At 68.8% G+C, this 26005-nt stretch carries 28 protein-coding genes; 16 read left to right on the top strand and 12 right to left on the bottom strand.

What is annotated here, in order from left to right; all coding sequences use genetic code 11:
* The first annotated feature begins 10 nt into the window (after nt 1–10).
* Together HQ312_RS07860 and HQ312_RS07855 are read left to right on the top strand one after the other, a co-directional pair.
* Entirely contained in the window at nt 11–940 is a 930-nt protein-coding gene (locus HQ312_RS07860; protein WP_222628944.1) for a glycoside hydrolase family 43 protein, read from the top strand.
* Between the two features lie 24 nt (nt 941–964).
* Nucleotides 965–1381, top strand: coding sequence for a hypothetical protein (locus tag HQ312_RS07855; protein WP_222638280.1), 417 nt, complete (start codon nt 965–967; stop codon nt 1379–1381).
* Nucleotides 1382–1403: 22 nt separating this feature from the next.
* On the opposite strand, the gene HQ312_RS07850 is transcribed toward HQ312_RS07855, so the two are convergent.
* Both HQ312_RS07850 and HQ312_RS07845 read right to left on the bottom strand, forming a co-directional pair.
* Nucleotides 1404–1742: a hypothetical protein gene (locus tag HQ312_RS07850; RefSeq protein ID WP_027504050.1), complete on the bottom strand. Its 339-nt coding sequence runs from the start codon at nt 1740–1742 to the stop codon at nt 1404–1406.
* Between the two features lie 46 nt (nt 1743–1788).
* Complete coding sequence (locus tag HQ312_RS07845) at nt 1789–3033, bottom strand: serine/threonine-protein kinase (RefSeq protein ID WP_222638279.1); 1245 nt, start codon at nt 3031–3033, stop codon at nt 1789–1791.
* Between the two features lie 158 nt (nt 3034–3191).
* On the opposite strand from HQ312_RS07845, the gene HQ312_RS07840 reads away from it, so the two are divergent.
* Nucleotides 3192–4406 carry an EAL domain-containing protein gene (locus HQ312_RS07840; protein ID WP_308123848.1) on the top strand — a complete coding sequence of 405 codons (1215 nt, stop codon included), beginning with the start codon at nt 3192–3194 and terminating at the stop codon, nt 4404–4406.
* A gap of 12 nt (nt 4407–4418) precedes the next feature.
* Here HQ312_RS07840 and HQ312_RS07835 read toward each other — a convergent pair whose 3' ends face one another.
* Genes HQ312_RS07835 through HQ312_RS07825 form a run of 3 tightly spaced genes read right to left on the bottom strand, consistent with a single transcriptional unit; the run spans nt 4419 to nt 7788 of the window.
* Nucleotides 4419–6011: an ABC-F family ATP-binding cassette domain-containing protein gene (locus HQ312_RS07835; RefSeq protein WP_261782122.1), complete on the bottom strand. Its 1593-nt coding sequence runs from the start codon at nt 6009–6011 to the stop codon at nt 4419–4421.
* A 30-nt stretch (nt 6012–6041) separates the two neighbouring features.
* The gene (locus tag HQ312_RS07830) at nt 6042–7040 is read right to left on the bottom strand and encodes an NADP-dependent oxidoreductase (protein ID WP_222638277.1); all 999 of its coding nucleotides are present in this window, start codon (nt 7038–7040) and stop codon (nt 6042–6044) included.
* 34 nt (nt 7041–7074) lie between these two features.
* On the bottom strand, nt 7075–7788 hold the full coding sequence (locus tag HQ312_RS07825; protein ID WP_222638276.1) for an SDR family oxidoreductase: 714 nt from the start codon (nt 7786–7788) through the stop codon (nt 7075–7077).
* Between the two features lie 154 nt (nt 7789–7942).
* Here HQ312_RS07825 and HQ312_RS07820 point away from each other — a divergent pair, with 154 nt between their 5' ends.
* The 7 genes from HQ312_RS07820 (at nt 7943) to HQ312_RS07790 (ending at nt 13278) form a co-directional block, all read left to right on the top strand.
* Nucleotides 7943–8176: a hypothetical protein gene (locus tag HQ312_RS07820; protein WP_155956902.1), complete on the top strand. Its 234-nt coding sequence runs from the start codon at nt 7943–7945 to the stop codon at nt 8174–8176.
* 23 nt (nt 8177–8199) lie between these two features.
* Nucleotides 8200–8466 (top strand): hypothetical protein, encoded by a 267-nt coding sequence (locus HQ312_RS07815; protein WP_222638275.1) that lies wholly within the window; start codon nt 8200–8202, stop codon nt 8464–8466.
* 35 nt (nt 8467–8501) lie between these two features.
* Nucleotides 8502–9350: an SDR family oxidoreductase gene (locus HQ312_RS07810; RefSeq protein ID WP_222638274.1), complete on the top strand. Its 849-nt coding sequence runs from the start codon at nt 8502–8504 to the stop codon at nt 9348–9350.
* A gap of 48 nt (nt 9351–9398) precedes the next feature.
* Nucleotides 9399–9983 (top strand): TetR/AcrR family transcriptional regulator, encoded by a 585-nt coding sequence (locus tag HQ312_RS07805; RefSeq protein WP_027504042.1) that lies wholly within the window; start codon nt 9399–9401, stop codon nt 9981–9983.
* Between the two features lie 40 nt (nt 9984–10023).
* Complete coding sequence (locus HQ312_RS07800) at nt 10024–11565, top strand: AMP-binding protein (protein ID WP_027504041.1); 1542 nt, start codon at nt 10024–10026, stop codon at nt 11563–11565.
* An 81-nt stretch (nt 11566–11646) separates the two neighbouring features.
* Nucleotides 11647–12258, top strand: coding sequence for a vitamin K epoxide reductase family protein (locus HQ312_RS07795; RefSeq protein WP_082544607.1), 612 nt, complete (start codon nt 11647–11649; stop codon nt 12256–12258).
* Nucleotides 12259–12648: 390 nt separating this feature from the next.
* Nucleotides 12649–13278, top strand: a complete 630-nt coding sequence (locus tag HQ312_RS07790; RefSeq protein WP_308123847.1) for a pentapeptide repeat-containing protein — start codon at nt 12649–12651, stop codon at nt 13276–13278.
* Nucleotides 13279–13294: 16 nt separating this feature from the next.
* Here HQ312_RS07790 and HQ312_RS07785 read toward each other — a convergent pair whose 3' ends face one another.
* Both HQ312_RS07785 and HQ312_RS07780 read right to left on the bottom strand, forming a co-directional pair.
* On the bottom strand, nt 13295–14047 hold the full coding sequence (locus tag HQ312_RS07785) for a GAF and ANTAR domain-containing protein (RefSeq protein ID WP_222638273.1): 753 nt from the start codon (nt 14045–14047) through the stop codon (nt 13295–13297).
* Nucleotides 14048–14095: 48 nt separating this feature from the next.
* Nucleotides 14096–15550 carry an MDR family MFS transporter gene (locus tag HQ312_RS07780; RefSeq protein WP_222638272.1) on the bottom strand — a complete coding sequence of 485 codons (1455 nt, stop codon included), beginning with the start codon at nt 15548–15550 and terminating at the stop codon, nt 14096–14098.
* Between the two features lie 112 nt (nt 15551–15662).
* On the opposite strand from HQ312_RS07780, the gene HQ312_RS07775 reads away from it, so the two are divergent.
* Nucleotides 15663–16319: a helix-turn-helix domain-containing protein gene (locus HQ312_RS07775; protein WP_308123846.1), complete on the top strand. Its 657-nt coding sequence runs from the start codon at nt 15663–15665 to the stop codon at nt 16317–16319.
* On the opposite strand, the gene HQ312_RS07770 is transcribed toward HQ312_RS07775, so the two are convergent.
* Nucleotides 16309–17286, bottom strand: a complete 978-nt coding sequence (locus HQ312_RS07770; protein ID WP_056447165.1) for a LacI family DNA-binding transcriptional regulator — start codon at nt 17284–17286, stop codon at nt 16309–16311. The genes HQ312_RS07775 and HQ312_RS07770 overlap by 11 nt on opposite strands.
* Before the next feature lie 126 nt (nt 17287–17412).
* On the opposite strand from HQ312_RS07770, the gene HQ312_RS07765 reads away from it, so the two are divergent.
* On the top strand, nt 17413–18459 hold the full coding sequence (locus tag HQ312_RS07765) for a Gfo/Idh/MocA family oxidoreductase (protein ID WP_222638271.1): 1047 nt from the start codon (nt 17413–17415) through the stop codon (nt 18457–18459).
* Nucleotides 18456–19235 (top strand): TIM barrel protein, encoded by a 780-nt coding sequence (locus tag HQ312_RS07760; RefSeq protein ID WP_222638270.1) that lies wholly within the window; start codon nt 18456–18458, stop codon nt 19233–19235. The genes HQ312_RS07765 and HQ312_RS07760 overlap by 4 nt, the downstream gene beginning before the upstream one ends.
* A gap of 7 nt (nt 19236–19242) precedes the next feature.
* Here HQ312_RS07760 and HQ312_RS07755 read toward each other — a convergent pair whose 3' ends face one another.
* The gene (locus tag HQ312_RS07755; protein ID WP_222638269.1) at nt 19243–20010 is read right to left on the bottom strand and encodes an ANTAR domain-containing protein; all 768 of its coding nucleotides are present in this window, start codon (nt 20008–20010) and stop codon (nt 19243–19245) included.
* Nucleotides 20011–20069: 59 nt separating this feature from the next.
* Nucleotides 20070–21533 (bottom strand): helix-turn-helix domain-containing protein, encoded by a 1464-nt coding sequence (locus HQ312_RS22180; RefSeq protein ID WP_308123845.1) that lies wholly within the window; start codon nt 21531–21533, stop codon nt 20070–20072.
* Nucleotides 21534–21701: 168 nt separating this feature from the next.
* Here HQ312_RS22180 and HQ312_RS07745 point away from each other — a divergent pair, with 168 nt between their 5' ends.
* From HQ312_RS07745 to HQ312_RS07735, 3 genes are read left to right on the top strand one after another with little or no spacing between them, the layout of a single operon-like run.
* Nucleotides 21702–22754, top strand: a complete 1053-nt coding sequence (locus HQ312_RS07745) for an amidohydrolase family protein (protein ID WP_056447174.1) — start codon at nt 21702–21704, stop codon at nt 22752–22754.
* 1 nt (nt 22755) lies between these two features.
* The gene (locus HQ312_RS07740) at nt 22756–23460 is read left to right on the top strand and encodes an iron-sulfur cluster assembly protein (protein WP_222638268.1); all 705 of its coding nucleotides are present in this window, start codon (nt 22756–22758) and stop codon (nt 23458–23460) included.
* Between the two features lie 37 nt (nt 23461–23497).
* Nucleotides 23498–24523: an NAD(P)-dependent alcohol dehydrogenase gene (locus HQ312_RS07735; RefSeq protein ID WP_056447576.1), complete on the top strand. Its 1026-nt coding sequence runs from the start codon at nt 23498–23500 to the stop codon at nt 24521–24523.
* A gap of 17 nt (nt 24524–24540) precedes the next feature.
* On the opposite strand, the gene HQ312_RS07730 is transcribed toward HQ312_RS07735, so the two are convergent.
* Nucleotides 24541–25206 carry a 3-oxoacid CoA-transferase subunit B gene (locus tag HQ312_RS07730; protein ID WP_222638267.1) on the bottom strand — a complete coding sequence of 222 codons (666 nt, stop codon included), beginning with the start codon at nt 25204–25206 and terminating at the stop codon, nt 24541–24543.
* Nucleotides 25203–25967, bottom strand: a complete 765-nt coding sequence (locus HQ312_RS07725) for a CoA transferase subunit A (protein ID WP_056447180.1) — start codon at nt 25965–25967, stop codon at nt 25203–25205. The genes HQ312_RS07730 and HQ312_RS07725 overlap by 4 nt, the downstream gene beginning before the upstream one ends.
* Between the last annotated feature and the right edge of the window lie 38 nt (nt 25968–26005).

Genomic DNA, 26005 nt, shown 5'->3' with positions numbered 1-26005 from the left:
CGGCCCACCGATGGTGCTTCTCGCCGTGGCGAGCCTGCTCGTCGCCGCCCCGGCGAGCAGTGCTGCCGCTCCAGCGGAATGGACCTACACGATGGTCGCGTTCAGCAATGCAAGCGACCGTGACCTCGACGTGTATCGGTCGTCGGACGGGACCACGTTCACGCCGGAGCGTACGTCCGCGTTCCGACCGCCGTCGGGACTGATGCGGGACCCCAGCATCTTTCGCCACACCGACGGGTCGTACCGCCTCACCTACACGACGGCCGACGGTGCGAACATCGGCTTCGCTCGCAGCCCGGACCGGGTGAACTGGACGTTCACAGGTACCCAGCCGGTGCCGTTCTGTTGCGCGTTCATGCCCGGCACAGGAGACGGCAAGGGCCCACGCATCCCGTTCCTCTCCGAGTCGGCAGGCTTCGCCGACGGCCCGTCGCTGTCGCCGTTCGTCACCAAGGCCTGGGCTCCGGAATGGTTCGTCGACGGCGACAAGGTGCACGTCGTCCTGTCGTTGTCGACCGGAGGCGGCTTCGTGCCGTACCTGATGACGGCACTCGACGACTCTCTGAGTTCGTGGAGCATTCCGGTGCCACTCGACGGGATCGGAGCCGACCACATCGACACGACGATCGTGAAGGTCGGATCCACGTACCACGCGTTCACCAAGAACGAGACGAAGAAGTTCGTCGAGCATGCCGTCGCGCCGACCGTGCTCGGGCCCTACCGCTTCGTCGCCCCCGGCGCGTGGGGTTCCATGGTCGAGGGTCCGGCCCTGGTCCAGCTGCCGAACGACGTGTGGCGCATCTACCTCGATGCCTACATCGACGGCAAGTACCTGTACTCCGACAGCACGGACGGTCTCGCCACGTGGTCCCCGGTGCAGGAGCTGCCCGGGGTGTCCGGAACCGCGCGGCACTTCGGTGTGATGCGAGAGCCGGCGTGATGTCGGCCGCTCGTCGCTGACGACGTGGGACGGGTCGTCACCGCGGGACTCACCGGTGTCCTGCTCGGTCTGCTGCCCGGAGTGCTGTGGATCGTGTCCGCCTTCGTCGGTCTGCCGCCCGACGCGTCCGTGGCGTTCCCCGTGGACGGGTTGCTCGTCCTCTACGGGGGGAGCGTCGCGGCGGCATACGTTCTCGCACTCCTCGCCGTGTTCCAGACGCTGAGGCTGACCTCCGATCCTCTGGTCCGGCGCACGACGACGGCGGTGGCAGTGGCGCTTCCCCTCGGCGCGGTGGTCGCGACGGCGGCCGCACTGGGAGCAGGCCTGCTGTTCTCCTTCGACGCGTCCGTGACCATGTGGTCCGCCCTGACGATCGTCGTCGTGCTCGTCCTCGCGAGCACCTTCGCCGGCGCACGACGCTGGGCGCACACCGACCGGTGAACGCCGCGCGGACCCAGCGTCGTCAGGGCTTGCCGCGTGCCGGGGTCTGGTACGCAACGCCGTGCCGGAGCGGCGTGTGGTCGGTGGGGGAGTGCTCCGGACCGACGTTCGACTGCCGCGGGGTGTCCGACACCTCGGGAGCGGCGGACGGGTCCCCTCCGGAGGGTTCGGCTCCGGCGCGCAGTTCGCCGAGACGAGCAGTGAGAATCTGAAGCACCTGAGGGCGATTCGCCGCATCGCGCTCGTGAGCGATCAGCCGCTCCATCTGATCCTGATCGAGCGATCGGCAACGGTGCTGAATGGTCCCCACCGTGAGCTGGTCGTAGTCGGGTAGTGGTGTGGTCGCGTCGTCTGCAGTCATGGGTGCGGCCTACCCGAGCTGTCACGCCACAAACGAGGGTGATCAGTCAGCGATTGCCATTACCGTTCCCGGAGTTACCGTTGCCGTTCCCGGGATTGCCGTTGCCCGAGTTGCCGTTCCCGGAATTGCCGTTGCCGGGTGCTGCGGGTTGCGGAACGACGGGTGCGGGAGCGACCGTCGTCGTCTCGACGACTGGTGGCGCGACCTCCGGGACCGTCTCGGGAACCGGGACAGGGGTGGCCGTCGGCTCCGACGTCGTCTCGACCACCACGGACGTGCTCGGCAGCGGCGGCTCCGTCGTCGGTTCACCGTCCGACCCCGCTCCGCGGATCGCGAGCACCGTGACGAGCGCCGCGCAGATTCCCAGCGCGGCGAGTACCCACGGCACGGCGGATCGACGGCCCGACACGACGGCGGCCGGCGTCGCCACCGGGGTCGCGAGGACCGCGGTGTCGGTGTCCTCGGTGAGGGTGTGCAGCCGGTGAGCCACGTCGGCGGCGGTCGGGCGCGCCGTCGGCGTCCGGGAGGTCATGTCGGTCAGCAGCGACACCCACGTAGGCCCGAGTTCGACGGGGATCACCGGTTCGCGATGCAGACGGGCTATCGCGGCGGCGATCGCGCTGCCCTCGAACACCATTCGTCCCGTGAGGCACTCGGTCAGGACCAGGCCCAGCGAGTAGACGTCGGAGGCCGGCCCCGTCGCCTCGCCGGTCGCCTGCTCCGGGCTGAGGTAGTGCGCCGTCCCGACGGCGGTGCCGTGCTCGGTCATCGGGTCGGAGTCGACGATGCGAGCGATACCGAAGTCGGTGAGCTTCGCTCGCAGTCCCGCGTCGTCGTCGCGGGTGATCAGGATGTTGGCAGGCTTGACGTCGCGGTGGACGATGCCCGACGCGTGGATGTGTGCCAGTGCCTGCGCCACCTGGTGGCCGATCTGCCGGACCACCTCGGGCGGCAGGGCGCCGCACGCGCGGAATGTGGACAGCGTGGTGCCGTCCACGAACTCCATCACCAGGTAGGGCCCGTCGTAGCCGGCGACGTCGGACTCGGAGCCGGCGTCGTGGAGCGTGACCAGGCCGGGGTGGGTCAGCGACGCGAGGGTGCGCATCTCGCTGTCGATGCGTCGACGGTCGTGCGGCGTGTGGTCGTCGCTGCGGAACAACTTCACCGCCACGGCCCGGCCCAGCGTCCGATCGGTCGCCCGGAACACGTCCGAGACGCCACCGCGACCCAGGACAGGTCCGAGGAGGTAGCGACCGGCGACGATGCGGGGTGCGGCCACCTGCTCAGCCATTCATCGCACCTGTCGACCGGTTCACCATGGGCATTGATCCTAGGGCGGGTCGGCCATTGGTCACGCAGAGCCGCGATGTCCGACTCGAACGGAACTCGAGGCACACTGTGTGGCCGGGTGGGGACGTCGGAGCAGTTGTGGATCGGAAAGGGCATGTGGTGGACGCACCCCCTCTTCTTCCCGGACCGATCGACACCGTCTATCAGCCCATCGTCGATCTGAGGAATCGCTCGATCGTCGGCTACGAGGCTTTGACCAGGCCGGCGTCCGGCGGCTCACCCGAGGACTTGTTCGCCGAGGCCGAGCGCCGGGGTGTGACCGCCGAGTTCGATTGGCTCTGCCGCGTGTCCGCAGTGCGCGGCGCAGCGGAAGCGGGACTCCCGAGTGAACTGGCGTTGTTCGTGAACTCCGAACCCGCCGCCCTGGACGCCCCACCGCCGGACTTCGCACGCGGTGCGCTCGTGGACGCCGCCGACCAGTCCATCGTCGTGGAGATCACCGAGCGTGACCTGATGGCGGATCCGGCCGGAATACTGCGTGCGGTCGCGCACGCCCGAGACCTGGGGTGGCGTATCGCCGTCGACGACGTGGGGGCGGACTCGTCGAGCCTCGCGCTGCTGGCGTTGCTGCGACCGGACGTCGTCAAGCTGGAGATGCGCCTGGTCCAGCAACCGTCCACGCCGGAGACGATCGCGCTCCTCGCCGCGGTGGCCGCGGAGACCGCGCGAACGGGCTCCGTCGTCGTCGCCGAGGGAATCGAGAATGCTGCGCACGAGGCCCGCGCCCTCGAGCTCGGTGCCTCGTGGGGGCAGGGCTGGTACTTCGGCGCGCCCGGCCCGCTACCGCGTTTCGACGCCGTGCCGCGTCGACCGCATCCAGGGCTGGCCGGCCCCGCTGTGACGGTGCGTGCCCCGGTGGCCGTGACACCCTTCGGGCTCACTCACGGCCGTGGGCCCGCGGTGCGGACCACCCCGGCCGCGCTGGCCGACCTGGAGGCGGATCTGCTCCGTCGTGCCCTGGAGTGTGGGCCGACGTCGTTGGTGCTCGTCACGGTCCCGGAGCCGGAAGCGATGATCGGGACTCGGCGGCAGCTGCTCGATCAGCTGTCCGAGCGAAGTGCTCTGACCGTGCTGTTCACCGCGGGAGACGCGCGATCGCTGGCCGGCCACCATCGCGTCGTCCTGATCGGACAGAGCGAGCCGCTGGCGAGAGAACACTCGATCGTGGTGGTGGACCCGGAATTCGCCGCGGCGCTGACCGCGGTGCCGTGCACCGCGGACGGGGAGCCGTGTGTGGAGTATCGACTCACCCGCGACCGTGATCAGGTGCTCGACGCGGCCACGCTGCTTCTGCACCGGGTGCCGCCGCGCTGAGCGAACCCCGGGCTACATCTGCACGCCGGCGATCTTCTGCACTCCGCCCCGGCCGTCGAAGGCGAGTTGGCGGAAGGCCACCTTCTCGATGAAGAAGCGGTCGTGGCTCACCACCACGACGGCCCCGGGGAACGCCGTCAGCGCTCGCTCGAGGACTTGCGCGCTCGGGAGGTCGAGATGGTTGGTCGGCTCGTCCAGCACGATGACGCCGGCTCCGAACAGGAGACACTGGGCCAACGCGACGCGTGCCTGTTGACCTCCGGACAGCGTTCCGATGCGCTGCTTCTGTTCGGCCTCGGAGAACTGCAGCAGAGCGAGGAAGCGCGCCACGTCCTTCCGGGTCGCGGTCAGTGCCAGACTGTCCGGCATCGCGTTGACCGCGTGCGTGACGGTGTCGCCCGGATCGAGGTTCGCGAGCACCGTGTTGTAGTGAATGAAGGCGGGCGCCTTGACCTTCCACTTCACCGTTCCGGAGTCGGCGGGTGCGAGCCCGGTCAGCACGTCGAGGAGCGTGGACTTCCCGCAGCCGTTGGGGCCGGTGATCGCGATGCGGTCGCCCCGATGGATCTCGAAGGAGAGATCCGCGAACAGTGGATCGCCGCCGTGCCCCTTCGTGACGCCGTCGACGACGCAGAGGTCGTCGTGCACGTGCAGTCCGCCGTAGATCGACGTGATGATCTGATCGACCGGTCGAGGGGTCTTGCTCTTCTTGATCGACGCCAGTCGCCGCTTCAGCACGCCGCTCGGATTCTTCGCGGCTTCCTTCCGGTCGGTGATCGCGTCCTGCTCGTAGGCCAGGAGTTGCTGCTCGGTGCTGAACTCCTTCTCGAGGTTCTTCAGTCGGAACTGCTTCTGCTGCACGTACTCCGAGTAGCTCCCGTCGTAGGTGTGCAACCGGTTGTTCTCGATCTCGACGATGGTGGTCACCACCTGCTCGAGAAAATGGCGATCGTGGGAGACGAGGAGCAGTGCGCCGCGGAAGTCACGGAGCCACCGCTCGAGCCACGTGATCCCGGCTACGTCGAGGAAGTTTGTGGGCTCGTCCAGAAGGAGGACGTCGGGCGATTCCAGGACGATGCGGGCCAGCGCGGCTCGGTTGCGCCATCCACCGGACAGCTTGTCCACCGGCAGTTCTCGACGCTCGGCGTCGAAACCCAGCATCGACAGGGCGGTGTCGATCTGCTGGTGGTACGTCCATCCACCGCCGACCTCCATCTGCTCGAGCAGCTCGGCCTGGCGGTCGACGAGGCGGTACATCTCCTTCTCGTCGATGTCGCCTCCGAGCGCCGTCTCGACCTCGGCCAGTTCGGTCTCCACCGCCCTGATGTCCCCGAAGAGCGACTCGAGTTCGGCGGTGATGCTGCGATCGCCGTCGAGCTCGGAGAACTGGGAGAAGTAGCCGATCCGAGCACCCTCGGTGACGTCCACCGTGCCGGAGTCCGGCGCGACGCGACCCAGGAGCAGCTGCAGGAGCGTGGTCTTGCCCGACCCGTTACGGCCGGTGAGGCCCACCCTGTCTCCGTCGGAGAGGCGGAAGAACACCTCGCGGAGAACGACTTTCTGCTCGTACCCGGCGGTGACGTCGTTCATGCGAATCCAGCTCATCGCGACGACGCTACCGGGAGCCGCCGTCGGTCAGGTGACGGGAAGGGTGACCACGATCTTTCCGCGGTTGCCGCCGGCGGACATCGTCGACAGCGCCTCGGGGATCTCGTCGAAGGTGATGGTGCGGCCGACGACGGGACGGATCGCCCCGTTCTCGATCAGGGCGGCGATCTCCCGTAGCTGACGGCCGTCCGCGTGCATGAACAGGAATTCGTACGACACATCGGCTTTCGCCGCCTGTCGACGAATCTTCCGGCTGATCACCGCGATGGCCGTGCGGACGACGATGTTCAGGCCTGCGTCGGAGGCGAAGGCGGGGTCCGGCGGGCCGGTGATCCCGATGGCCTTGCCGCCTCGCTTCAACACGCGGAGCGACGTCTCGAGTGTCTCACCGCCGACGCTGTCGAGCACGAGGTCGACGCCGGACAGGGTGTCGAGATCGTCGGTGTGGTAATCGATCACGACGTCGGCGCCCAGTTCCCGCAGGAAGTCGGCGTTGCGCGCACTGGCCGTGGTCACCACGGTCGCTCCCAGATGTTTCGCGAGCTGGACGGCGATGGTGCCCACACCACCGGCCCCCGCATGGATCAGCACCGTCTGACCTGCCTGCAGACCGCCTCGCTCGACCAACGCCTGCCACGCGGTGAGCGCGACGAGGGGCAGCGACCCGGCCTCGGCCATGCTGATGCCGGCCGGTTTCGGTGCCACGTCGGACTCGGGAACGGCGATGCGCTCGGCGAAGGTGCCGATGTGATCGGTCGGTGGCCGCGACCAGACCTCGTCCCCCGGTGCGAAGGACCGCACCGCCGAGCCGACTGCGAGAACGGTGCCGGCGACGTCGTGACCGAGTGTGCGGGGAAGGGTGTACGGAAGTATCTGTGTGAACTCGCCGAGACGGATCTTCTCGTCGAGCACGTTGAGACCGGCCGCCTCCACTCGGATCAGGACGTCGTGATCACCGACGGTCGGCTCCGGAACATCCCGTTCGACGAGAGGGTGCTTGTAGCGGGTGAGGACGAGTGCGCGCATCGTGAGTCTCCTGATTTCTCTTCGGCCGGTCGAATCAGACTGTGGTGGGGCGGGATCCGGGGTAGAGGGCGTCGAGTGGTCCGGCCAGTGCGGCCTTGGTGCCGACGGTCAGCTCGTCGGCGAGCACCTCCGTCTCACCCGCCTCGACTCCGTCCAGAACGGCCGCGACGAGCTGCTCGGTCGTCAACTTCGGCCCGTCGGCGCCCGCCGCCATCGCGGTGTCGACGTACCCCATGTGCACACCGGTGACGAGCACGCCCCGGGGCGCCAGTTCGAGACGCAGGGAATTGGTGGCCGCCCAGAGGGCCGCCTTGGACGCGCTGTACGCGCCACCGAAGTGGTACCAGCTGGCGACCGAGTGCACGTCGATCAGCACGCCCGCGCCGTGAGCGATCAGTGCCGGCGCGAAAGCTCGCGCCACGAGCAGGGGACCGAAGAAGTTCACCTCCATGGTGGCGCGGATGTCGGCGACCTCGACGTCGAGCAGGCTGGCGCCGGGCGGAAGTGCGCCCGCGTTGTTGATCAGCACCGTGACGTCCGCGGCCTGTGCGGCGGCGGCCTCGACGGACGCGGGGTCGGTCACGTCCAGGGTGACGGGAACGATGCGGTCGTCGTCCCAGTCGCGCGGCGTCCGGGCGCTGGCGTACACCTTGGCGGCGCCGCGGGCGAGGGCATCGTGGACGAACTGCGTACCGATGCCACCGTTGGCTCCGGTGACGAGGACGACGGATCCGGCGAGAGCGGTCATGACGAGCTCGATTCTGTGAGGTTTATATGACTGTACTCAGAACCGAGCATGGTCATGTTTTGTTCCGCGCTGCGGCACCGTCGTCGTTCCCGCGTGACAAGACTCGCACCCCCCTCGGGGGTAGTCCGCGCCCGGTGCGGGGTACACCCCGCTGGTGACGAGACGAGTGACGTTCAAGCGATCCGTCGCGCAGGCGATGGCCTTGTTCGCGGTGCTGGGCCTGTTCTGGGCGCTCGTCGGTGCACGCCTCGACCAGGATCATCCGTTGCGCACCATGGTCGTGGTCGGCTGCAGTGTGATCGGCGCCGGGTGGTTGTTGCTCGCCGTGGTCGTCGTCGTTCGTCTCCGGCGTCTCCGCGCGCGTCGTGATGCGGTGAGCGACACCTGACGCAGCGACGTCAGGGCGCGGTCGTGAGATCGCGTATCAGGGCGTCGACGATGCTGACGCAAGGTCGGTCGCGCGGACGCACCACGTCGACGGGCCGTCCCGCGACCTCGAACCGCTCGATGTCGTGCCGTCCCGCCATGCGCGCCGGCGGAGTCGGAGAGTCCTTCGGCCGCCGCATCCGGCGGTCGGCCCGAGCCTCGGACGCCATCGTCCGCTTCGCCGTCGCCCGCAGTTACAGCGCCACCGCGCGCATCTGCCACGGCGCCATGAAAAAGTCTCCTGGTCGGTGATCGTCCGGCGGCCATCGTGTCACGAGAGGAAGCCCATGAACGTCATCCGAACTCCCGTCGCGGTCACCGGATCGACCGGCGCACTCGGCGGCGCCGTCGCCGCGTCGCTCGCCGCCGCGGGCGCGTCGCAGCGTCTGCTGGTGCGGAACGCCGGTCGCGCGCCGTCACACCCGGGTGCCGACGTCGCGCAGTGTTCCTACTCGGACGCGACCGCCGCGGTGCAGGCACTCGCCGGGATCGAGGTCCTGTTCATGGTCTCGGCCTCCGAGAGCGCCGATCGTGTCGACCAGCAGAGGACGTTCGTCGACTCGGCGGTCGCCGCCGGCGTGCGCCACATCGTCTACACGTCGTTCGTCGGCGCCGCGCCGGACGCCGTCTTCACCCTGGCCCGAGATCACCACGCCACGGAGAGTCACATCCGGTCCACGGGTATCGGGTTCACGTTCCTCCGGGACAACTTCTACCTCGACGTCATGGAGCACTTCGTGGGGGAGGACGGTGTTCTGCGCGGACCGGCGGGGGAGGGGCGTGCCGCGCTCGTCGCCCGCGTCGACGTAGCGCGCACCGCTGCGGCGGTGCTGAGCGACCCTGCCCGTCACATCGGCCGGACCTACGATCTGACCGGGCCCGAGGCGCTGTCGATGACGGAGGTGGCCGCCACACTGTCCGACGTCCGGGGAGTCGACGTGCGGTTTCACGACGAGACGGTGGCGGAGGCCTACGAGTCGAGGGCACGATGGGCGGCACCCGCCTGGCAGAACGACGCGTGGGTGTCGACGTACACGGCCATCGCCTCGGGAGCTCTCGCCGACGTCTCGGGTGACGTGGAGGAGATCACCGGACGCCGACCGCTCTCGTTCCGGGAGTTTCTCACCGTCGGCTGAGCACGAGCACGGTCGGTATAGTGCACTGCATAGAACGAGAGGAATCCCATGCCCAGGCAGAGCACCGCCCGTACCGACATGTTGCGCAGCGCGGCGCTGCTGTTCCGGGAGAAGGGTGTCGAGGCCACCTCGGTGGCCGACGTCATCGAGCATGCCCATGCGCCGCGCGGGTCGATCTACCACCACTTTCCCGGAGGGCGCCCGCAGCTCGTCGAGGAAGCGACACGGGGCGCGGGTGACTTCATGGGATCGATGATCTCGGCGGGTCTCGCGTCGCGGGGACCCGAGCACACCATGGCCTCCATCGTCGGGTCGTTCCGTGACCAACTCGTCGCGACGGATCACGTCGCGGGGTGTCCCGTCGGTGCGGCGGCCGTCGAGGGGCCCAACACCCCGGGTGCCCGTGACGCGGCAGGTGCCGCCTTCACGTCGTGGGAGAAGATCATCGCGGACTCTCTGTGCGAGCGCGGTGTCGCTCGTGACGACGCGGAACGCGGTGCGACCCTTGCCCTGTCGGCCATCGAGGGCGCCCTCCTCATGTGCAAGGCGCAACGGAGCACGCGGCCGCTCGACGTCGTCGAGGAGTGGCTCGTCGGCATGATGGCCGACCTGCTGGGCACCGCCTCTCGGTGAACTGCGCCGCACGGCGCGGAGCCTTGTTAGTGTCGGTCGAATGTTCGTCCCGTTCAGTGTCACCGACTTCCTCGACCGCGCCGCCGCCGTGTACGGAGACCGGGTCGGGTTCGTCGACGAGCCCGATCAGCCCGCTCCGAGCCTCGGATCGCCGACCTATGCCGAGATGGCGGACCTCGCCCGGCGGCAGGCCGCGAAACTCGACGATCTGGGTATCGAGCGTGGCGATCGAGTGGCGATCGTCAGCCACAACGCGGGCCGTCTGCTCACGTCGTTCTACGGAATCAGTGGCTGGGGCCGCGTCATCGTTCCCGTCAATTTTAGACTCCGGCCGGACGAGGTGCGGTACATCATCGAGGACTCCGGTGCGCGCGTGCTCTACATCGATCCGGAGCTGAAGGACTCGCTCGGCGACGTCGAGTGCGAACACGTCGTCGTTCTCGGTGACGACCAGAATCTGTACGCTCCGCCGGGATCCACTCCGGCACCGTGGGATCCGGACGAGAACGCAACCGCTGCCATCAATTACACGTCGGGGACCACGGCTCGCCCCAAGGGTGTCCAGATCACGCACCGCAACATCTGGGTCAACGCGGTCACCTTCGGCATGCACGTCGGCGTCAGCGATCGCGACGTCTACCTCCACACCCTGCCCATGTTCCACGCGAACGGCTGGGGACAGCCGTTCGCGATGACGGGAGTCGGTGCGCAGCACATCGTCCTGCGCAAGGTCGACGGCGCCGAGATCCTGCGCCGCGTGCGCGATCACGGCGTGACGGTGATGTGTGCGGCCCCCGCCGTCGCGGCAGCCGTGCTCGATGCCGCGCAGTCGTGGGAGGGCGAGATCCCCGGCCGGGATCGGGTGCGCATCATCATGGCCGGTGCGCCGCCACCGACGAAGACCGTTGCGCGCGTGGAGCGTGAACTGGGGTGGGAGTTCATCCAGATCTACGGGCTCACCGAGACGTCCCCTCTGCTGACCGTCAACCGCACTCGCCAGGAGTGGGACGATCTGGAACCCGAGGAGCGTGCCGCGAAGCTCACTCGGGCCGGCGCCCCCGCACTGGGTGTCCGACTCGACGTCGACCCGACCGGCGAGGTGTTGGCGCGATCCAACGTCGTCATGGAGGGCTACTGGGGGCGGCCCGAGGAGAGCGCCAGAACGCTGGACGGCGGCTGGTTCCACACCGGTGACGGCGGCCTCATCGGCGACGACGGCTATCTCACCATCGCCGACCGCAAGAAGGACGTGATCATCACCGGCGGCGAGAACGTCTCGTCCATCGAGGTCGAGGACTGCCTCTTCTCCCATCCCTCGGTGAGCGAGGTCGCCGTCATCGGGGTGCCGAGCGAGAAGTGGGGCGAGACGATCAAGGCCCTGGTGGTGCTCGCGCCGGACGTGGACGCCGGCCCGGAGACGGAGGTCGACCTCATCGCGTGGTGCAAGCAGCGACTGGCCGGGTACAAGGCGCCGACCACCGTGGAGTTCCGGGACGAGTTGGCGCGCACGGCCACCGGCAAGCTGCAGAAGTTCAAGTTACGCACGCCCTACTGGGACGGGATGGACCGCGAGGTCAACTGACTCGCCGGAGCCGATCTCTCAGGGAGGCTGTTTACACTCGGGGACTCGACCACTCTCCGACTCTCCGACGGGATCCCACCGATGACGATGTCCTCGCTGTCCGACGACGACGTCGACGTGGACCGTCCGTCTCGCGGAACCCCGGCGCGCGTGCTGCCGTGGGTCCTGCTGATCGGCGGGGTCGTCGGATTCGCGGCCGCCTGTGTGCTGACGTACGAGAAGATACGACTGACGGCGGACCCGTCGTACGCGCCGACGTGCAACCTCAACGCCGTGGTCAACTGCGGCTCGGTCATGGCATCACGCCAGGCGGCCGTCCTCGGATTCCCCAACTCCTTCATGGGGGTGGGCGGCTTCGCCATCGTCGCCATGGTGGGCGTCGCCCTGCTGATGCGCACGCGTCTCGATCGGTGGTTCTGGGCAGGGCTGCAGGTGGGGGTCACCGCGGCCGTCGCCTTCGTGCACTGGCTCATCGTGCAGAGCCTGTACGAGATCGGTGCGCTCTGCCCGTACTGCATGGTGGTGTGGGCCGTCACGGTGCCCGTCTTCTGGTACGTGACGGTGGTGAACGTGTCGGCTCTGGCGGGACCGGGCCGGACGAGAGACCTGCTGACGCGGTACCACGCCGTCCCCCTCGTCCTCTGGTATCTCGTGCTGGCAGGACTCGTCGTGCAGAGGTTCGTGCTCGGCTGACCGGGGTCGGTGCGCTACTCTGCGCGCAGTGATCTCTTCATGATGTCCTGACCAGGCCCTGTGGCTCCGACCGAGCGCACTCCGTGCGTTCGGTGGTGACTGCGTGCGCCGGTGTCGGCGGACCCTTCCGAGGGCTCCGCCGCCTCCGGCCCCTGTCACTTCTCTCCGGAGTACCTCATGAACGAGCCGTTCTCGGCCCCTGTCCCGCATCCGTCCACACTGCGCGCCGACTGCGCGCGGTGCACCGGCCTGTGCTGCACCGCCCTCGGATTCTCGCGATCGGTGGAGTTCGCGACCGACAAACCACCGGGCGTCCCGTGTGCCCATCTGGACACGACTTTCCGGTGTTCGATCCACTCCGCTCTGCCTCGACGCGGGTACCGCGGTTGCGTGTCCTTCGATTGTTTCGGAGCCGGCCAACGCGTCAGCACGACGATGTTCCCTGCCGCGTCGTGGCGCGACGGTGACGCGACCGTGCGCACCGTCTTCTCGGCCTTCGAGGTCGTGATGGACCTGCACGAGATGCTGTGGCATCTGACGCGGGTGCGCACGCGTTCCCACGACAGCGACCTGACCGACGAGGTCGATCTGCTGTGCGCGGAGATCTCTGCCGCCGTCGACGCTGGCGCCACCTCGGTTCTCGCGGTGGACGTGACGTTCGTTCGAGGGCGCGTAAGGCAGGTGCTCGACACCGTGAGCGCCGAGGTGCGCGCGGCCTACTTCGCGGACGGGGCGGCGACGGACGCACGGCTCGTCCCGCAAGCGGACCTGGCGGGCGCGGACCTGCGTGACGTGTGGCTCGTCGGTGCCGACCTGCGCGGGGCGTCATTGGTGGGGGCGGATCTGCGCCGTTCCGACCTCACCGGATGCGACCTTCTCGGGGTCGATCTGCGCGGCGCGGACGTCCGGGGTGCGGACCTGCGTGACGCGCTGTTTCTCACCCGGACGCAACTGGCGTCCGCGAGCGGGGACCGGAACACCCGAGTTCCGGTCGACCTGGAGGTTCCGCCCGGGTGGTGACCGGTCGAACTGTGCGTCAGGTGGGGCGCGCGCCGGTCATCTCGGCCGGCGCGACGTCCGTCACCGACGACACGAATTCGCGGGCGATGTCCCGCAGTCGGCGGTTGGTGCGCTGCGACTCGGTCGAGAGCACCTCGAACGCCGCGGCGTCGTCGATGCCGCGCAGGGCCATGAGGATGCCCTTGGCCTGCTCGATGGGTGCGCGGTGGGCCATGGCATCGCGGAGGCCGTCGACGGTGGTCGAGAGGTCGCGGTGCTGGTCATCGCGCTCCAGCGCGTCCGAGACGGCGCCGACCAGCGTGCTGAGAACCTGACGGTCCAGGTCGTCGAACGAGTGCGGGGTGTGGGCGAAGAGGGTGAGCGAACCGATGGTGCGGTCACCCACCCGCACCGGGGTGCACATCATCGCGGCGATCCCCGCGGCGCGCGCAGTGGTGCCGAATTCCGGCCACCGGGCGTCTCCCGCCTCGCAGTCGACCAGCACCGTCTCGCCCTCGCGAGCGGCGTGCAGGCACGGACCGCTGTCCGAGTCGTACTGCTCGAGGTCGATGGCGGAGACGGTGGCCGACGACGTCGCGGCCGCGAAGGGTGCGCCGTTCAGCTCGACGGTGACTCCGCACATGTCCGTGTCGGGGATGCACGCGCAGGCGGCGTCGACCAGCCGGTGCATCAACTCCGCAGCATGGTCGTCGTCGGTGCCCGCCGCGCTCAACGAGCGGACGGCGTTACCGATCACGACCGCGAGCGGCAAGGAGTCAGAGGAGTTCACGGCACCATTGCACCACGACGGGGCGACAACCTTCCGGCAACGACCAGGTCACCCCCGGTCGGCCGCAGGCGTACGGATGAAGAACGAGGCGGCCACTGCCAGCAGGGACACGGCACCGCCGCACAGGAACGCGGTGTGGATCCCCGACTGCTGCGCCGCCACGTCGCCCACGCCACCGGCCAGTCGGGAGGCCGCAGCGGTGGACATCACGGTCACGAACAGCGCGGTGCCGGCCGCTCCCGCCAACTGCTGCACGGTGTTGAAGATCGCGCTGCCGTGCGAGTACAACTGCGGCGGAACCGAACCCAGTGAGGAGGTCATCAGCGGAGTCATGATCAGAGCGAGTCCGACGCTGAGCAGCGAGTGGATCGCGACGACCACGGGGAGGGCGGTGTCGGCCGTGAGGATCGTCATCGACCACAGTGCGGCGCTGACGACGACGGCGCCCGGGACCACCAGTGGGCGGGGGCCGACCCGGTCGAAGACCCGTCCGACGACGGGAGCGAGGCCGCCCATGATCAGACCGCCGGGAAGGAGCATCAGGCCCGTGGTCAACGTGTCCAGCCCGCGGACGTTCTGCAGATACATCGGCAGCAGGATGAGGGCACCGAACAGCGCCATCATGCTGATGGAGAGCATGCCCAGGCCGATGCTGAACGTGGGGGTGCGCAGCGGACGCAGGTCGAGCAGGGCCCGGCCCGAGTCCTGACGAGCGATCTGCCGGAGGACGAACACGACCAGTGCGACGACGCCGACACCCAACGGGATCCACACGGGGACCGCGGTGCCCTCGGCGGCGTGACCCAGGCTGCCGAGTCCATACACGATGCCGCCGAACGCCAGCGCGGACAGCACCACCGAGACGGCGTCGAACGGGGCCACCGTGCTCGCCGCGGTGGCGTTCTCCACCAGGCGGGATCCGATCGCGAAGGCCAACAACGCGATCGGGAGCACGAGCCAGAACATCCACCGCCAGTCGAGCGCACTGAGGATGACACCCGAGATGGTCGGCCCCACGGCCGGAGCCACGGCGATGACGATGGAGATGACGCCCATCATGCGGCCGCGCCGATCGGCGGGAACCAGTCGCAGCACGGTCGTCATCAGCAGGGGAAGCATGATCGCCGTGCCGCCTGCCTGGACGACTCGACCGGTGAGCAGCAGCGGGAAGCCGGGCGCCGACGCGGCGAGAACGGTGCCCACGGAGAACAGCGACATCGCCGCGAAGAAGACCTGGCGGAGAGTGAAGCGCTGGAAGAGGAAGCCCGTGGTCGGGATGACGATGGCCATGGTCAGGAGGAAGCCGGTGGTGAGCCACTGCGCGGTGCCGGCGTCGATGGCGAGATCGACCATCAGGGTGGGCAGCGCGACGCTCATGATCGTCTCGTTGAGGATCATGACGAATGCCGACACCACGAGCACCGCGATCAACAGCCGACTGCTCCGTGGCAGAGGCCCGTCCGTGACGCGCGGCGCGTCCACCTCTGTCTGCTGAACCTGCATCGTCGTGGGGCCTCTCTGTCGTTCGGTGTGGTAACAGTGTCTTCCTGCATGACAGTCACTGTCAAACTGGTTGTTGATGTAGGGTGACGGCCATTCGGAGAGGAGTGATGTCGTGAGTGGAGACGGCTCGACCGAGGTGGCGGCGACACCGGTGCCCGATCTGCGGGAACGTCGGCGTCGCGACATGTGTTCCGAGATCTCACTGGCGGCGCTGGAACTCTTCGAGCGTCAGGGATTCGCGTCCACCACCGTCGGCGACATCGCTCGCGACGCGGGCATCTCGCAGAGCACGTACTTCCGTCACTTCCCCACGAAGGAGCAGTCCGTCGTCGGCTTCGATGCCGGGCTCGAGCGCGAGATCCTGGCGTGGGTGACCGAGGCCGACCTCGCGGGTGTCGGTCTGGCCGGCATCGAGGACATCGTGGAGCGGTTCCTCCGGCGCATGAGTGCGGCGAACACGGCGTCGTCCGACCGCGTGATGCGCATCCGTCGGCTGATCGTGTCGGATGCGCAACTACGGTCCGCGGCGATCGCCCTCGACGAAGTGGTCATCGCTCGCCTGGCCGACGCGCTGGCGGCGCGAGTTCCGCGATCGCCCTCCCGCCTGACCGCCGAGACGGCGATCATGACCGTCCGGGTTGCGTTCGACTCGTGGGCGGCGCGCGTGGACGACGGGGATCAGGACGCCGACCTGGCGGAGATCTATCGCGTCGCGTGCCGTGATCTGCGGACCGTCGTGACCGGTGCCGCCCCGGACGTCACGACGTAGCCCTTGGTGCGCCGGTGGTCGACCGTGACACCAGGCTGGGCGTCAGCACGATGCTCGGCGCACTGTCGTCGACGGTGAGGGTGAGTGCGGCGTCCACCGCCGCGTCGGCCAGGCTCTCGGCGTCCTGGGACACCGTGGTGAGTGCGACGTGGTCCAGTCCGGCGACGCGCGAGTCGTCGTACCCGATCACCGACATGTCCCGCGGCACGGCGAGTCCGCGAGCGACCAGTGCGGCGAGAACGCCTGTGGCGCACCGGTCGTTGAAGGCGATCACGGCGGTGGGAGGGTGCTCTGTGTCGAGGAGTCCCTCGACTGCTCGCGCTCCGTCGTCCTCCGTGAGGCCGCCCCGCACCACCTCGGCTCGGGCGTCGTCGATGTGGGACAGTGCGTCCAGGAAACCGGCGGATCGGTCCTCGCTGCCCGGTGCGCCGTCGCCGTCGACGAAGGCGATGCGCCGATGGCCGAGCTCCTCGAGATGCCGTACCGCCAGCGTGATGCCGGCGACGTCGTCGCTGCGCACCGTCACCGTGTCCGGGGTGTCGACACGGCGAGCGACGACGACGGTGGGAACGGTGCGGGCGAGCGCGGCCAGCTCGTCCTCCGGCAGTCGGCTGCCGAGGAGGATCGTTGCCTCGCAGCGATCGTGACGAAGGGAGTCGATGGCCGCTGTCTCACCTCTGCTGGGTGCGACGGCGCTGAGAGCCACCTCGTAGCCCCGTCGAGCCGCGGCGGAATAGACGTGTTCGACCAGATCCCCGTGGAACGGTTGTTGCAGCTCGAAGACGACCCCGAGAAGCCGGGAGTGCGACTGCCGCAGACTGCTCGCCCGTCGATCGCGGACGTATCCCAGTTCGTCGGCGATCTCGCGTACCCGTGCGCGGGTCGCGTCGCTGGCACCGGGGGAGTCGCGGAAGACGATGGACACCAGGGCGGTCGAGACTCCCGCCGCCCGTGCCACGTCGGTCATCGTGACGGGACGCTCGGTTCGTCTCCTGGTGGTCACGCACCGATCGTACGGGGGTGTTGACGCCGGCGTCTAGTACGTTCTAGCCTCTGCGAACAGGCAAACTAGAACGTACTAGTAGGAGGCGTCATGGCAGTCGATCGTTCGGAGGTGGTGGGCATCGCGGTGCTCGGTGCGGGCAGGATCGGCGCCAACCACGCCGAGATCGTCGCGCGCCGGGTACCGGGTGCCGCACTGCGAGCAGTGGCGGATCCGGTGCCCGGCGCCGCCGACAGGCTCGCCGGGGAACTCGGTGCACCGACGGCGTCCACCGACATCCACGAGACCCTGCGGCGTGACGACGTCGACGCGGTCGTGATCTCCGCCCCCGCGCGGAGTCACACCGAACTCGTCGTCGCGGCCGCGGAGGCCGGGAAGCACGTGTTCGTCGAGAAGCCGATGGCCGTGACCCTCGAGGACGCGGACCGTGCCATCGCCGCCGCACGGGCCGCGGGAGTGACACTCCAGGTGGGCTTCAACCGACGCTTCGCACCGGGATTCGCGGCGGCACGTCGGGCCGTCGACGAGGGCAGGATCGGTACGCCCCAGCTGCTGCGGTCGCTCACCCGTGATCCCGGCCCGTGGGGTGGAGATCCGAGCCGCGTTCCAGCGTGGACCATCTTCCTGGAGACGCTGATCCACGACTTCGACACGCTGTGTTTCCTCAACCCGGGAGCCGCTCCGGTGCGCGTGCACGCCATGGCCGACGCGTTGATCCGGCCCGAGGCCAGGGACGACGGCTTCCTCGACACCGCCGTCGTCACCATCGCGTTCGACAACGGCGCCCTCGCGACGGCCGAGGCCAACTTCTCCGCGCTGTACGGCTACGACGTCCGCGGAGAGGTGTTCGGATCCGGCGGCATGATCACTGCCGGCACCGCGGCGTCGAGCGACATGACCCTGTACGACGCTCGCGGGATCACCGTGGACACCGCCCGTCGCGACACCGATCTGCTGCGCGAGGCCTACATCGGAGAATTCACCGCGTTCGTGTCCTCGGTCCGCGACTCGACGCCCGCGGTCGTCGGTGGAGCCGACGCACGGGTAGCCCTGTCGATCGCGCTCGCCGCGATCGAGAGCGTGCGGTCCGGCGCCGCGGTCACCGTCGCGGATCTCGACTCGGACGGTGTCCGATGACGTACACGCTGGCGGCCAGCGCCGAGATGCTCCACCTCGATCTGCCGTTCGTCGATCGGGTCCGACGGATCGCGGACCGCGGCCTGCAGGTCGAGATCTGGAACTGGTCGACGAAGAACATCGACGATCTGCGGGCCACGGGTGCCCGGTTCTCCTCGATGACCGGGTACCTGAGCGGAAGCCTCATCGACCCGGACGGCATCGACGAGTTGCTCCGCACCGCCGCGGAGTCGCTGCGCGTGGCCGATCGGCTCGACTGCCCGCGCCTGAATCTGCACGGCACAGGTCTCGATTCCGAGGGGTTGCCGGTCCACCCCGAGCACACGGTGACCCCCGACATGTGGCTCCGGGCGGCCGACACACTGCGCCGGGTCGCGGAGCTGGGCGAGCGTGCCGGTCGCGTGTTCACCCTCGAGAACCTCAACACCGCGGTCGATCACCCCGGTACACCGTTCGCCACCGCGGCGGACACGCTCGCACTCGTGTCCGCGGTGGACAGTGCGGCGCTGCGCCTGAATCTGGACCTGTACCACGCTCAGATCGGCGAGGGGAACCTCATCGAGACGGTGCGGCGCTCGCTTCCCTGGATCGGCGAGATCCAGGTGGCCGACGTTCCGGGGCGCTGCGAACCGGGCACCGGGGAGATCGCCTACCCGGTCGTCGCCGCCGCACTGCGCGAGATGGGGTACGACGGTGTCGTCGGTCTCGAGGGGTGGGCACGCGCCGATGCCGACGAGGCACTCGACGCTTTCGAGGCGGCGTTCACGGCGCGGTGATCGTCGGTCAGCTGTCCTCGGTGATCCGGCGGGCCACGTCGACGAGTGGTAGTTCTGCTGCGGCAGCGGCTTTCTCGAGTAGTGCTCGGGCCTCGCCCATGTCGAGATCGTCCCGCACCATGAGGATGCCGACCGCGATGCCGACGACCCGGCGGTCCGCCATGGCCGCACCGATCCGTCGGACTCCGGCGTCGAGGTCGCGCCCGCGGCCGTAGGACCACAGGGCGGTGTCGAGGTGGTCCACGAGGACGCACACCAGATCGTCCTCGGCCTCGACCTGCGCGGAGGACAGGGGAGGCCCCGCGGCGTACAGGTTGACCGATCCGGCGGCCGCCCCGTCGACGGTCAGCGCGCACGCGTGCACCCGGTCCACGCCGGCCCTCGCCGCGAGGGCGGCCAGGGGCGGCCAGAGTCGGGCCACCTCGTCGTGGGAGAAGTGCAGCGACGAGTGTGTCCGCAGCGCGCGCAGGCAGGGTCCGTCGTCGAGGTCGTACTGCTGGGCGTCGAGCGCGAACACGACGGCGTCGGTGGGGGACACGGTGAAGGGGTGGCCGTCCACGGTGGCGGTGATGCCGGCGTGCGCCACGCCGTCGAGTGATCGGACCGCCGCCGCCGCGCCCTGCTCGAGCACGACGAGCAGAGCGGCATCGTCGTCCACCGAGCCGGTCAGAAAATCGGAGACCGTGGTCGTCGCCGTCGAGTCCCGTTCGCGGGCCCGACGGAAGTGGGGGAGGTCGCGCAGTGCGAACAGACGTCGCGTGAGTTCGTCGTCCATGTCCGCGCCCCTCCCGTGAGATCGAGTCGTCCGGGACGAGACTACGCGGCCGACGTGCGTCAGCCGGGGTTCCGCGGATCGATCTTGTAGTAGGCCGTCTTGCGGTAGAGCGTGGCGCGGCTCATCCCCAGCTGACGGGCCGCCTGGCTCATCGTGACCTTGCCCGACGCGAGGACCCGCACTATCTCCCCGTGCTCGAACGCCTCGATGCTCGACAACCGGCGCGTCCGGCCCGCCAGCAGTTCGGCGGGGAGCATCGCGACGTCGACGACGTCCGCACGCGACGCGACTCGCGTGACGAGTTCGCGGAGCTCCGCCGCGCCCTGCGGCCAGTCGTGGTGCTGCAGAGCGCGTTCCGCCGCGGGGGTGATGTGCACGTCGCGTCCGCGCACCGCGCGCGCGAACTCGTGAGCCAACGGCACGACGTCGTCCGGTCGGTCCGACAGTGGGGGCAGCGACACGACCGATGCGACCGCGGAGGCGAGTGCGGCCGGGATGTCGTGCAGTCGTTCGGCGGTGACCGCGAAGGGCATCCGGGTCTCGGCGGACCGCAGCAGGTCGACGAGTGACTGCGCGGCGAAGTCGGGGAGCGTGTCGACGTCGCGCAGGACGACGACCGTGTCGGTGCGATCCGCCTCGTACGTCCACAGGTCGAGCCACGTGTCGACGTCGTCGGGTGCGGGGGCCGCTGCCGAGAGAATGCGGTGGCGCGGGAAGGCGCGCCGCGCAGCGTGCGTCACCAGCGACGAGCGGCCGGAGCCGGGGCGGCCGATCACCGCGACGGTCGATCCCGCGGCCATCGCGGAGTGGGCGTCCGCCTCCAGTCGTGACCACTCCGTGCCGAGTCGAACGCCTGTGCCGGTGGACCCGTGCTCGATACGGAAGAGGCTGCGACGCACCGTCGGTCGCTCTCGTCGACCGGTCGATCGGGACGACATCGACAGCGAGATGGTGCTCGCGGCCGACCGTGCGAGTGTGAGTAGGAGGTCGCTCGACGTCCGGGACCAGGTGGTGAGATTGACGGCACCCTGCAGACGACCCGTCGCGGGATCCAGCACCGGGGCGGCTGCGCAGGTGAAGCCGGTGAGGCTGTGGGAGTAGTGCTGTTCCGCTCGGACCAGGGTGGGTGCCAGGTCTGCCAGCGCGAGACCCAGACCGTTGGTCCCCACTTCCCGTTCCGAGTAGCCGAAACCGGGCGCGAGGTGGACGTCGTCGAGCGCGCGGAGCAACGTGTGGTCCCCGCTCAGGCGGGACAGAACGAGGCCGTCGGCGTCGGTGAGCATGAGGCCCACCGGCTCGGCGGTGAGCGTCCGCTGCAGGTCGGCGAGCACTTCGTCACCGCACTGCCGAAAGAGCGACTCCTGCCGTTCCGTCCCGGCGAAGACCGGCTCGACATGATCGACCGGGATGCCGTAGCGCCGACTCCGAAGCCAGGAGGCGCGGAGCCGAGGGGGTACCGCACCGGCGACCGCGTCCACCTCGCGGCCGGAGCCGGTCCGGTGTTCGGGGAGCTGTGCTGGCACGCGGGCGTCCTGGTGGGTCGAAGCGGGTCGGGTTGTGATCCAGGTTACAGCGCCCGAGGGGTGGTCGACCGTCTCAGATTGAGACGCCGGGGACGCCCGCTTCCCGTCCGTCGCGCCCTAGCGTCGAGCCAGTGAAGGTGACGCCAGTCACACGACGAAGGGACCTCGATGTACACCAAGGGCGACAACAGCTTCTTCATCGTCGACGCGCACGTCGCGCTGTGGGACGCGCGGCCCGAGAACCAGCGCAACATCCACGGCAAGCAGTTCATCGACTGCTTCTACGACTACCACCGCAACCTGTCGCCCGAGAGCGAGCTGTGGCCGTACGACGAGTACCTCTACCAGGGCGGCGACCGCCTGATGAAGGACCTCTTCGAGGACGGGTACGTCGATCATGCGATCTTTCAACCGGCCCACCTCGGGGAGTTCTACGTGAACGGGTTCGGGCAGACGGAGGAGGCATGGGCCCTCACGGCGCAGAATCCCGACAAGCTCACCTACAACCACCACTTCGATCCGCGCAACGGCGAGCGTGGGCTCGATCAGCTCCGCGCCGATGCCGAACGGTTCGGACTGAAGGGCGTCAAGCTCTACACGGCGGAGTGGCACGGAGACTCTCGCGGCTACAAGCTCGACGACGACTGGACCCGGCGTTACCTCGAGGTCTGCCGCGAGCTCGGGATCACCAACATCCACGTCCACAAGGGACCGACCATCAGGCCGCTCGATCGCGATGCCTTCGACGTGGCGGACGTCGATCATGTCGCCACCGACTTCACCGATCTGAACTTCGTCGTCGAGCACTGCGGTCTCCCGCGGCTCGAGGACTTCTGCTGGATCGCCACCCAGGAGCCGAACGTGCATGCCGGGCTCGCCGTCGCGATGCCGTTCATCCACTCCCGGCCGAAGTACTTCGGCCAGATCATGGGCGAGTTGCTCTACTGGCTCGGTGAGGACCGGATCCAGTTCTCGTCCGACTACGCCCTCTGGACACCGCGCTGGCTGATCGAGTCGTTCGTCGACTTCCAGATCCCGGCGGAGCTGAGCGAGTACCCGGAGATCACGATGGACCAGAAGCGCAAGGTGCTGGGCCTGAACGCCGCGAAGATGTACGACATCCCGGTTCCGGCGGAGCTGCAGATCGCCGATGCCGACGAGACGGCCACCGGCCCGCGCGGCGCCGACCGGGCGGCCGACGACGTTCTCGTGGGAGCGTGAGATGACCACCCGTGCCGACTCGGCGATGCGGGCTCTGGACGTGGTGATCGATCCCGAGCTCGACGAGCCGATCACCGACCTCGACTTCGTGCAGTCGCTCACCGTCTCCGAGGACCGTGACGTCGTGGTGCACCTGCGCTTGCCGACGTCCTTCTGCGCGCCGAACTTCGCCTACCTCATGGCCTCCGACGCGAAGGACGTGCTCACCGGCCTGCCCTGGACGCGGAACGTGACGGTGGAACTCGACGACCACCACGATTCACCGATCATCAACGCGGGACTCGCCGCGGACGTGGGGTACCGGGGCACCTTCGCGCACGAGGCGGAGAACGATCTGGAGGAGCTCCGGACGACGTTCCAGCGCAAGGCTCACGTCGCGGCGATGGAGCGGTGCCTGACCGCGCTGCTGAAGCGGGATCCGTCCCGGCGCATGGAGGACATGGGAACTGTTGTGCTGGGCGATCTCCCGGACGACGACACCACCAGGGCACTGCGGTCGCGGCGACGGTCCCTCGGCCTGGACGACGTGCCCGACAGCATCGTCATGGTCGATCACACCGGAGCCGGCTACACGCAGCTCGACGTGCCGCTCGCACTGCGTCGGGCTCGATCGACCCGCATCTCGATCGACGGCAACGCCCACTTCTGCCGGGGACTGCTCCGTACCCGCTACGACGACCCGGACCGCACGACGGTCGACGCCTGACCTTCCCGAGAAGCCGAGGAGACACATCATGAGCACCATGCGCGCAGTCCAGGTCGTGGGGTACCACGAGAAACTCCGAATGACCGAGGTGCCCGTTCCCACTCCCACGGGGCCGTTCGACGTGGTCGTCCGGATCGGTGGAGCGGGGGTGTGCCGTACCGATCTGCACATCCTCGAGGGGCAGTGGGCCGAGAAGTCGAACGTGACCCTGCCGTACACGATCGGTCACGAGAACGCCGGCTGGGTCCACGCCGTCGGTTCCGCCGTGACGAACGTGCAGGAGGGTGACAAGGTCATCGTCCACCCGCTCATCACGTGCGGGCTCTGCCGCGCCTGCCGATCCGGCGACGACGTGCACTGCGAGATCAACCAGTTCCCCGGCATCGACACGAACGGTGGCTACGCGGAGTATCTGAAGACGTCGGCACGCAGTGTGGTGAAGCTGGACGACTCGCTGGAGCCGGCGGACGTGGCTGCCCTGGCCGATGCCGGACTGACGGCCTATCACGCCGCGTCGAAGGCTTCCCGGCATCTGACTCCCCGCGACCGCGTCGTGGTGATCGGCGCAGGCGGGCTGGGGCACATCGGGATTCAGGTGCTGAAGGCGCTGACCGCGGCCGAGATCGTGGTCGTCGACCGTAACGCCGACGCGGTGAAGCTGGCCCTGTCCATCGGGGCGGATCACGGCGTCGTCGCCGACGGCACCCACATCGAGCAGGTGCTCGAGCTCACCGGCGGGCAGGGCGGCGAAGCGGTCATCGATTTCGTCGGTGAAGGCGGCGCGACGGCGGAGGGCATCGCGATGTTGCGGCAGGCGGGCAATTACCACGTCGTCGGATACGGCGAGAACATCGACGTGCCGACCATCGACATCGTGTCGTCGGAGATCAACGTCATCGGCAACCTGGTCGGGTCCTACAACGACCTGTGCGACCTCATGGCTCTCGCGGCACGCGGGTCCGTCGTTCTGCACACCGCGAAGTACGCACTCGACGACTTCCAGAGCGCCATCGACGATCTGGACGCGGGCACGGTGCGAGGGCGGGCCATCCTCACGCCGTGAAAACGGCCCGCCGCCGGTCAGTGCGTGACGAGGTCGTCGGCGTCGGTGAGGGTGGCGCCGGTGGCGTCGTGTACCTGCGCCGCCGTGACACCGGGCGCGGTCTCCCGCAGGACCAGGGTGCCGTCGCCGACGACGTCGATGACGGCGTAGTCGGTGATGACACGGTCGACGACGGCCTGACCGGTGAGGGGGAGCGTGCACGCGTCGACGATCTTGGGGTTGCCGTCCCGATCGGTGTGCTCCATGATGACGATGACGCGCGCGGCGCCGTGGACGAGGTCCATGGCGCCGCCCATGCCCTTGACCATCTTTCCCGGGACCATCCAGTTGGCGAGGTCGCCGGTCGCCGAGACCTGCATGCCGCCGAGGACGGCGGTGTCGATGTGGCTGCCGCGGATCATGCCGAAGGACAGCGCGGAGTCGAAGAACGCCGCGCCGGGCAGGGTGGTGACGGTTTCCTTGCCGGCGTTGATGAGATTCGCGTCGACCTCGTCCTCGGTGGGGTAGGGGCCGGTACCGAGGATGCCGTTCTCGGAGTGCAGCGTGACGCGGATCGCGGGATCGAGGAAGCCGGGAATCAGTGTGGGCAGCCCGATGCCGAGGTTCACGTAATCACCGTCGCGCAGTTCGGCCGCCGCGCGCCGAGCCATGTTCTCGCGGGTCCATCCGGTGTCGGTGCTCATCGTGCGTCTCCTGCGGGTCGGGTGGTGCGCTTCTCGATGCGGGGTGTCTGTGGGCCGGTCTCCACGATGCGCTGGACGAACACGCCGGGCAGGTGCACGTGCGCCGGGTCGATCTCGCCCGGCTGCACGAGATGCTCGACCTGAGCGACGGTGATGCGGCCGGCCATGGCGGCGAGCGGGTTGAAGTTCATGGCTGCCTTGTCGAAGACGAGGTTTCCGTCGGTGTCACCCAGGTGCGCGTGCACGAGCGCGAAGTCGGCGCGGATGCCCTCCTCGAGGACGTACCGCTTGTCGCCGAAGACGCGGGTCTCCTTCGGGGGGGATGCGAGTGCGACGGATCCGTCGGCGGCGTAGCGCCACGGGAGCCCGCCGTCGGCGATGGGGCTGCCGACACCGGCCGGGGTGAAGAACGCCGGGATGCCCGCGCCCCCGGCGCGTAGTCGTTCGGCGAGAGTGCCCTGGGGAGTGAGCTCGACCTCGAGCTCGCCGGAGAGGTACTGCCGGGCGAATTCCTTGTTCTCGCCGACGTAGGACGCGGTGACGCGACGGATCCGGTGCGCTGCGAGCAGGATGCCGAGGCCGTGGTCGTCCACTCCGCAGTTGTTGGAGAAGACCTCCAGATCGGTGACGTCGGTGGCGGCGAGGGCGTCGATCAGTGCGTCCGGGATGCCGCAGAGTCCGAAGCCGCCGACGGCCAGGGTGGCGCCGTCCGTGACGCCGCGTATCGCGTCGGCGGGGGTGGACAGGACTTCGGTGGCCACGAGTTCCTCCTGAGATCGAGTACTGATCAGATGTACGG

Source organism: Rhodococcus sp. BP-316 (genome assembly GCF_019836105.1).
Taxonomy (GTDB): domain Bacteria; phylum Actinomycetota; class Actinomycetes; order Mycobacteriales; family Mycobacteriaceae; genus Rhodococcoides.
Note: the sequence above shows the minus strand (reverse complement) of the source record. Positions and strands in the feature narration are given on the sequence as shown.

Bases quoted from the DNA above. Each gene is read 5' to 3' on its own strand.
- HQ312_RS07860 (WP_222628944.1), top strand. From the start codon at position 11: ATGGTGCTTCTCGCCGTGGCGAGCCTGCTCGTCGCCGCCCCGGCGAGC.
- HQ312_RS07830 (WP_222638277.1), bottom strand. From the start codon at position 7,040: ATGCGCGCACTCGTCCTCACCCGCTACAAGCACCCTCTCGTCGAACGG.
- HQ312_RS07800 (WP_027504041.1), top strand. From the start codon at position 10,024: ATGTTCGTCCCGTTCAGTGTCACCGACTTCCTCGACCGCGCCGCCGCC.
- HQ312_RS07845 (WP_222638279.1), bottom strand. From the start codon at position 3,033: ATGGCTGAGCAGGTGGCCGCACCCCGCATCGTCGCCGGTCGCTACCTC.
- HQ312_RS07755 (WP_222638269.1), bottom strand. From the start codon at position 20,010: ATGGACGACGAACTCACGCGACGTCTGTTCGCACTGCGCGACCTCCCC.
- HQ312_RS07780 (WP_222638272.1), bottom strand. From the start codon at position 15,550: ATGCAGGTTCAGCAGACAGAGGTGGACGCGCCGCGCGTCACGGACGGG.
- HQ312_RS07835 (WP_261782122.1), bottom strand. From the start codon at position 6,011: ATGAGCTGGATTCGCATGAACGACGTCACCGCCGGGTACGAGCAGAAA.
- HQ312_RS07810 (WP_222638274.1), top strand. From the start codon at position 8,502: ATGAACGTCATCCGAACTCCCGTCGCGGTCACCGGATCGACCGGCGCA.
- HQ312_RS07850 (WP_027504050.1), bottom strand. From the start codon at position 1,742: ATGACTGCAGACGACGCGACCACACCACTACCCGACTACGACCAGCTC.
- HQ312_RS07740 (WP_222638268.1), top strand. From the start codon at position 22,756: ATGACCACCCGTGCCGACTCGGCGATGCGGGCTCTGGACGTGGTGATC.
- HQ312_RS07805 (WP_027504042.1), top strand. From the start codon at position 9,399: ATGCCCAGGCAGAGCACCGCCCGTACCGACATGTTGCGCAGCGCGGCG.
- HQ312_RS07770 (WP_056447165.1), bottom strand. From the start codon at position 17,286: ATGACCGACGTGGCACGGGCGGCGGGAGTCTCGACCGCCCTGGTGTCC.
- HQ312_RS07760 (WP_222638270.1), top strand. From the start codon at position 18,456: ATGACGTACACGCTGGCGGCCAGCGCCGAGATGCTCCACCTCGATCTG.
- HQ312_RS07730 (WP_222638267.1), bottom strand. From the start codon at position 25,206: ATGAGCACCGACACCGGATGGACCCGCGAGAACATGGCTCGGCGCGCG.
- HQ312_RS07795 (WP_082544607.1), top strand. From the start codon at position 11,647: ATGACGATGTCCTCGCTGTCCGACGACGACGTCGACGTGGACCGTCCG.
- HQ312_RS07745 (WP_056447174.1), top strand. From the start codon at position 21,702: ATGTACACCAAGGGCGACAACAGCTTCTTCATCGTCGACGCGCACGTC.
- HQ312_RS07765 (WP_222638271.1), top strand. From the start codon at position 17,413: ATGGCAGTCGATCGTTCGGAGGTGGTGGGCATCGCGGTGCTCGGTGCG.
- HQ312_RS07825 (WP_222638276.1), bottom strand. From the start codon at position 7,788: ATGACCGCTCTCGCCGGATCCGTCGTCCTCGTCACCGGAGCCAACGGT.
- HQ312_RS07735 (WP_056447576.1), top strand. From the start codon at position 23,498: ATGCGCGCAGTCCAGGTCGTGGGGTACCACGAGAAACTCCGAATGACC.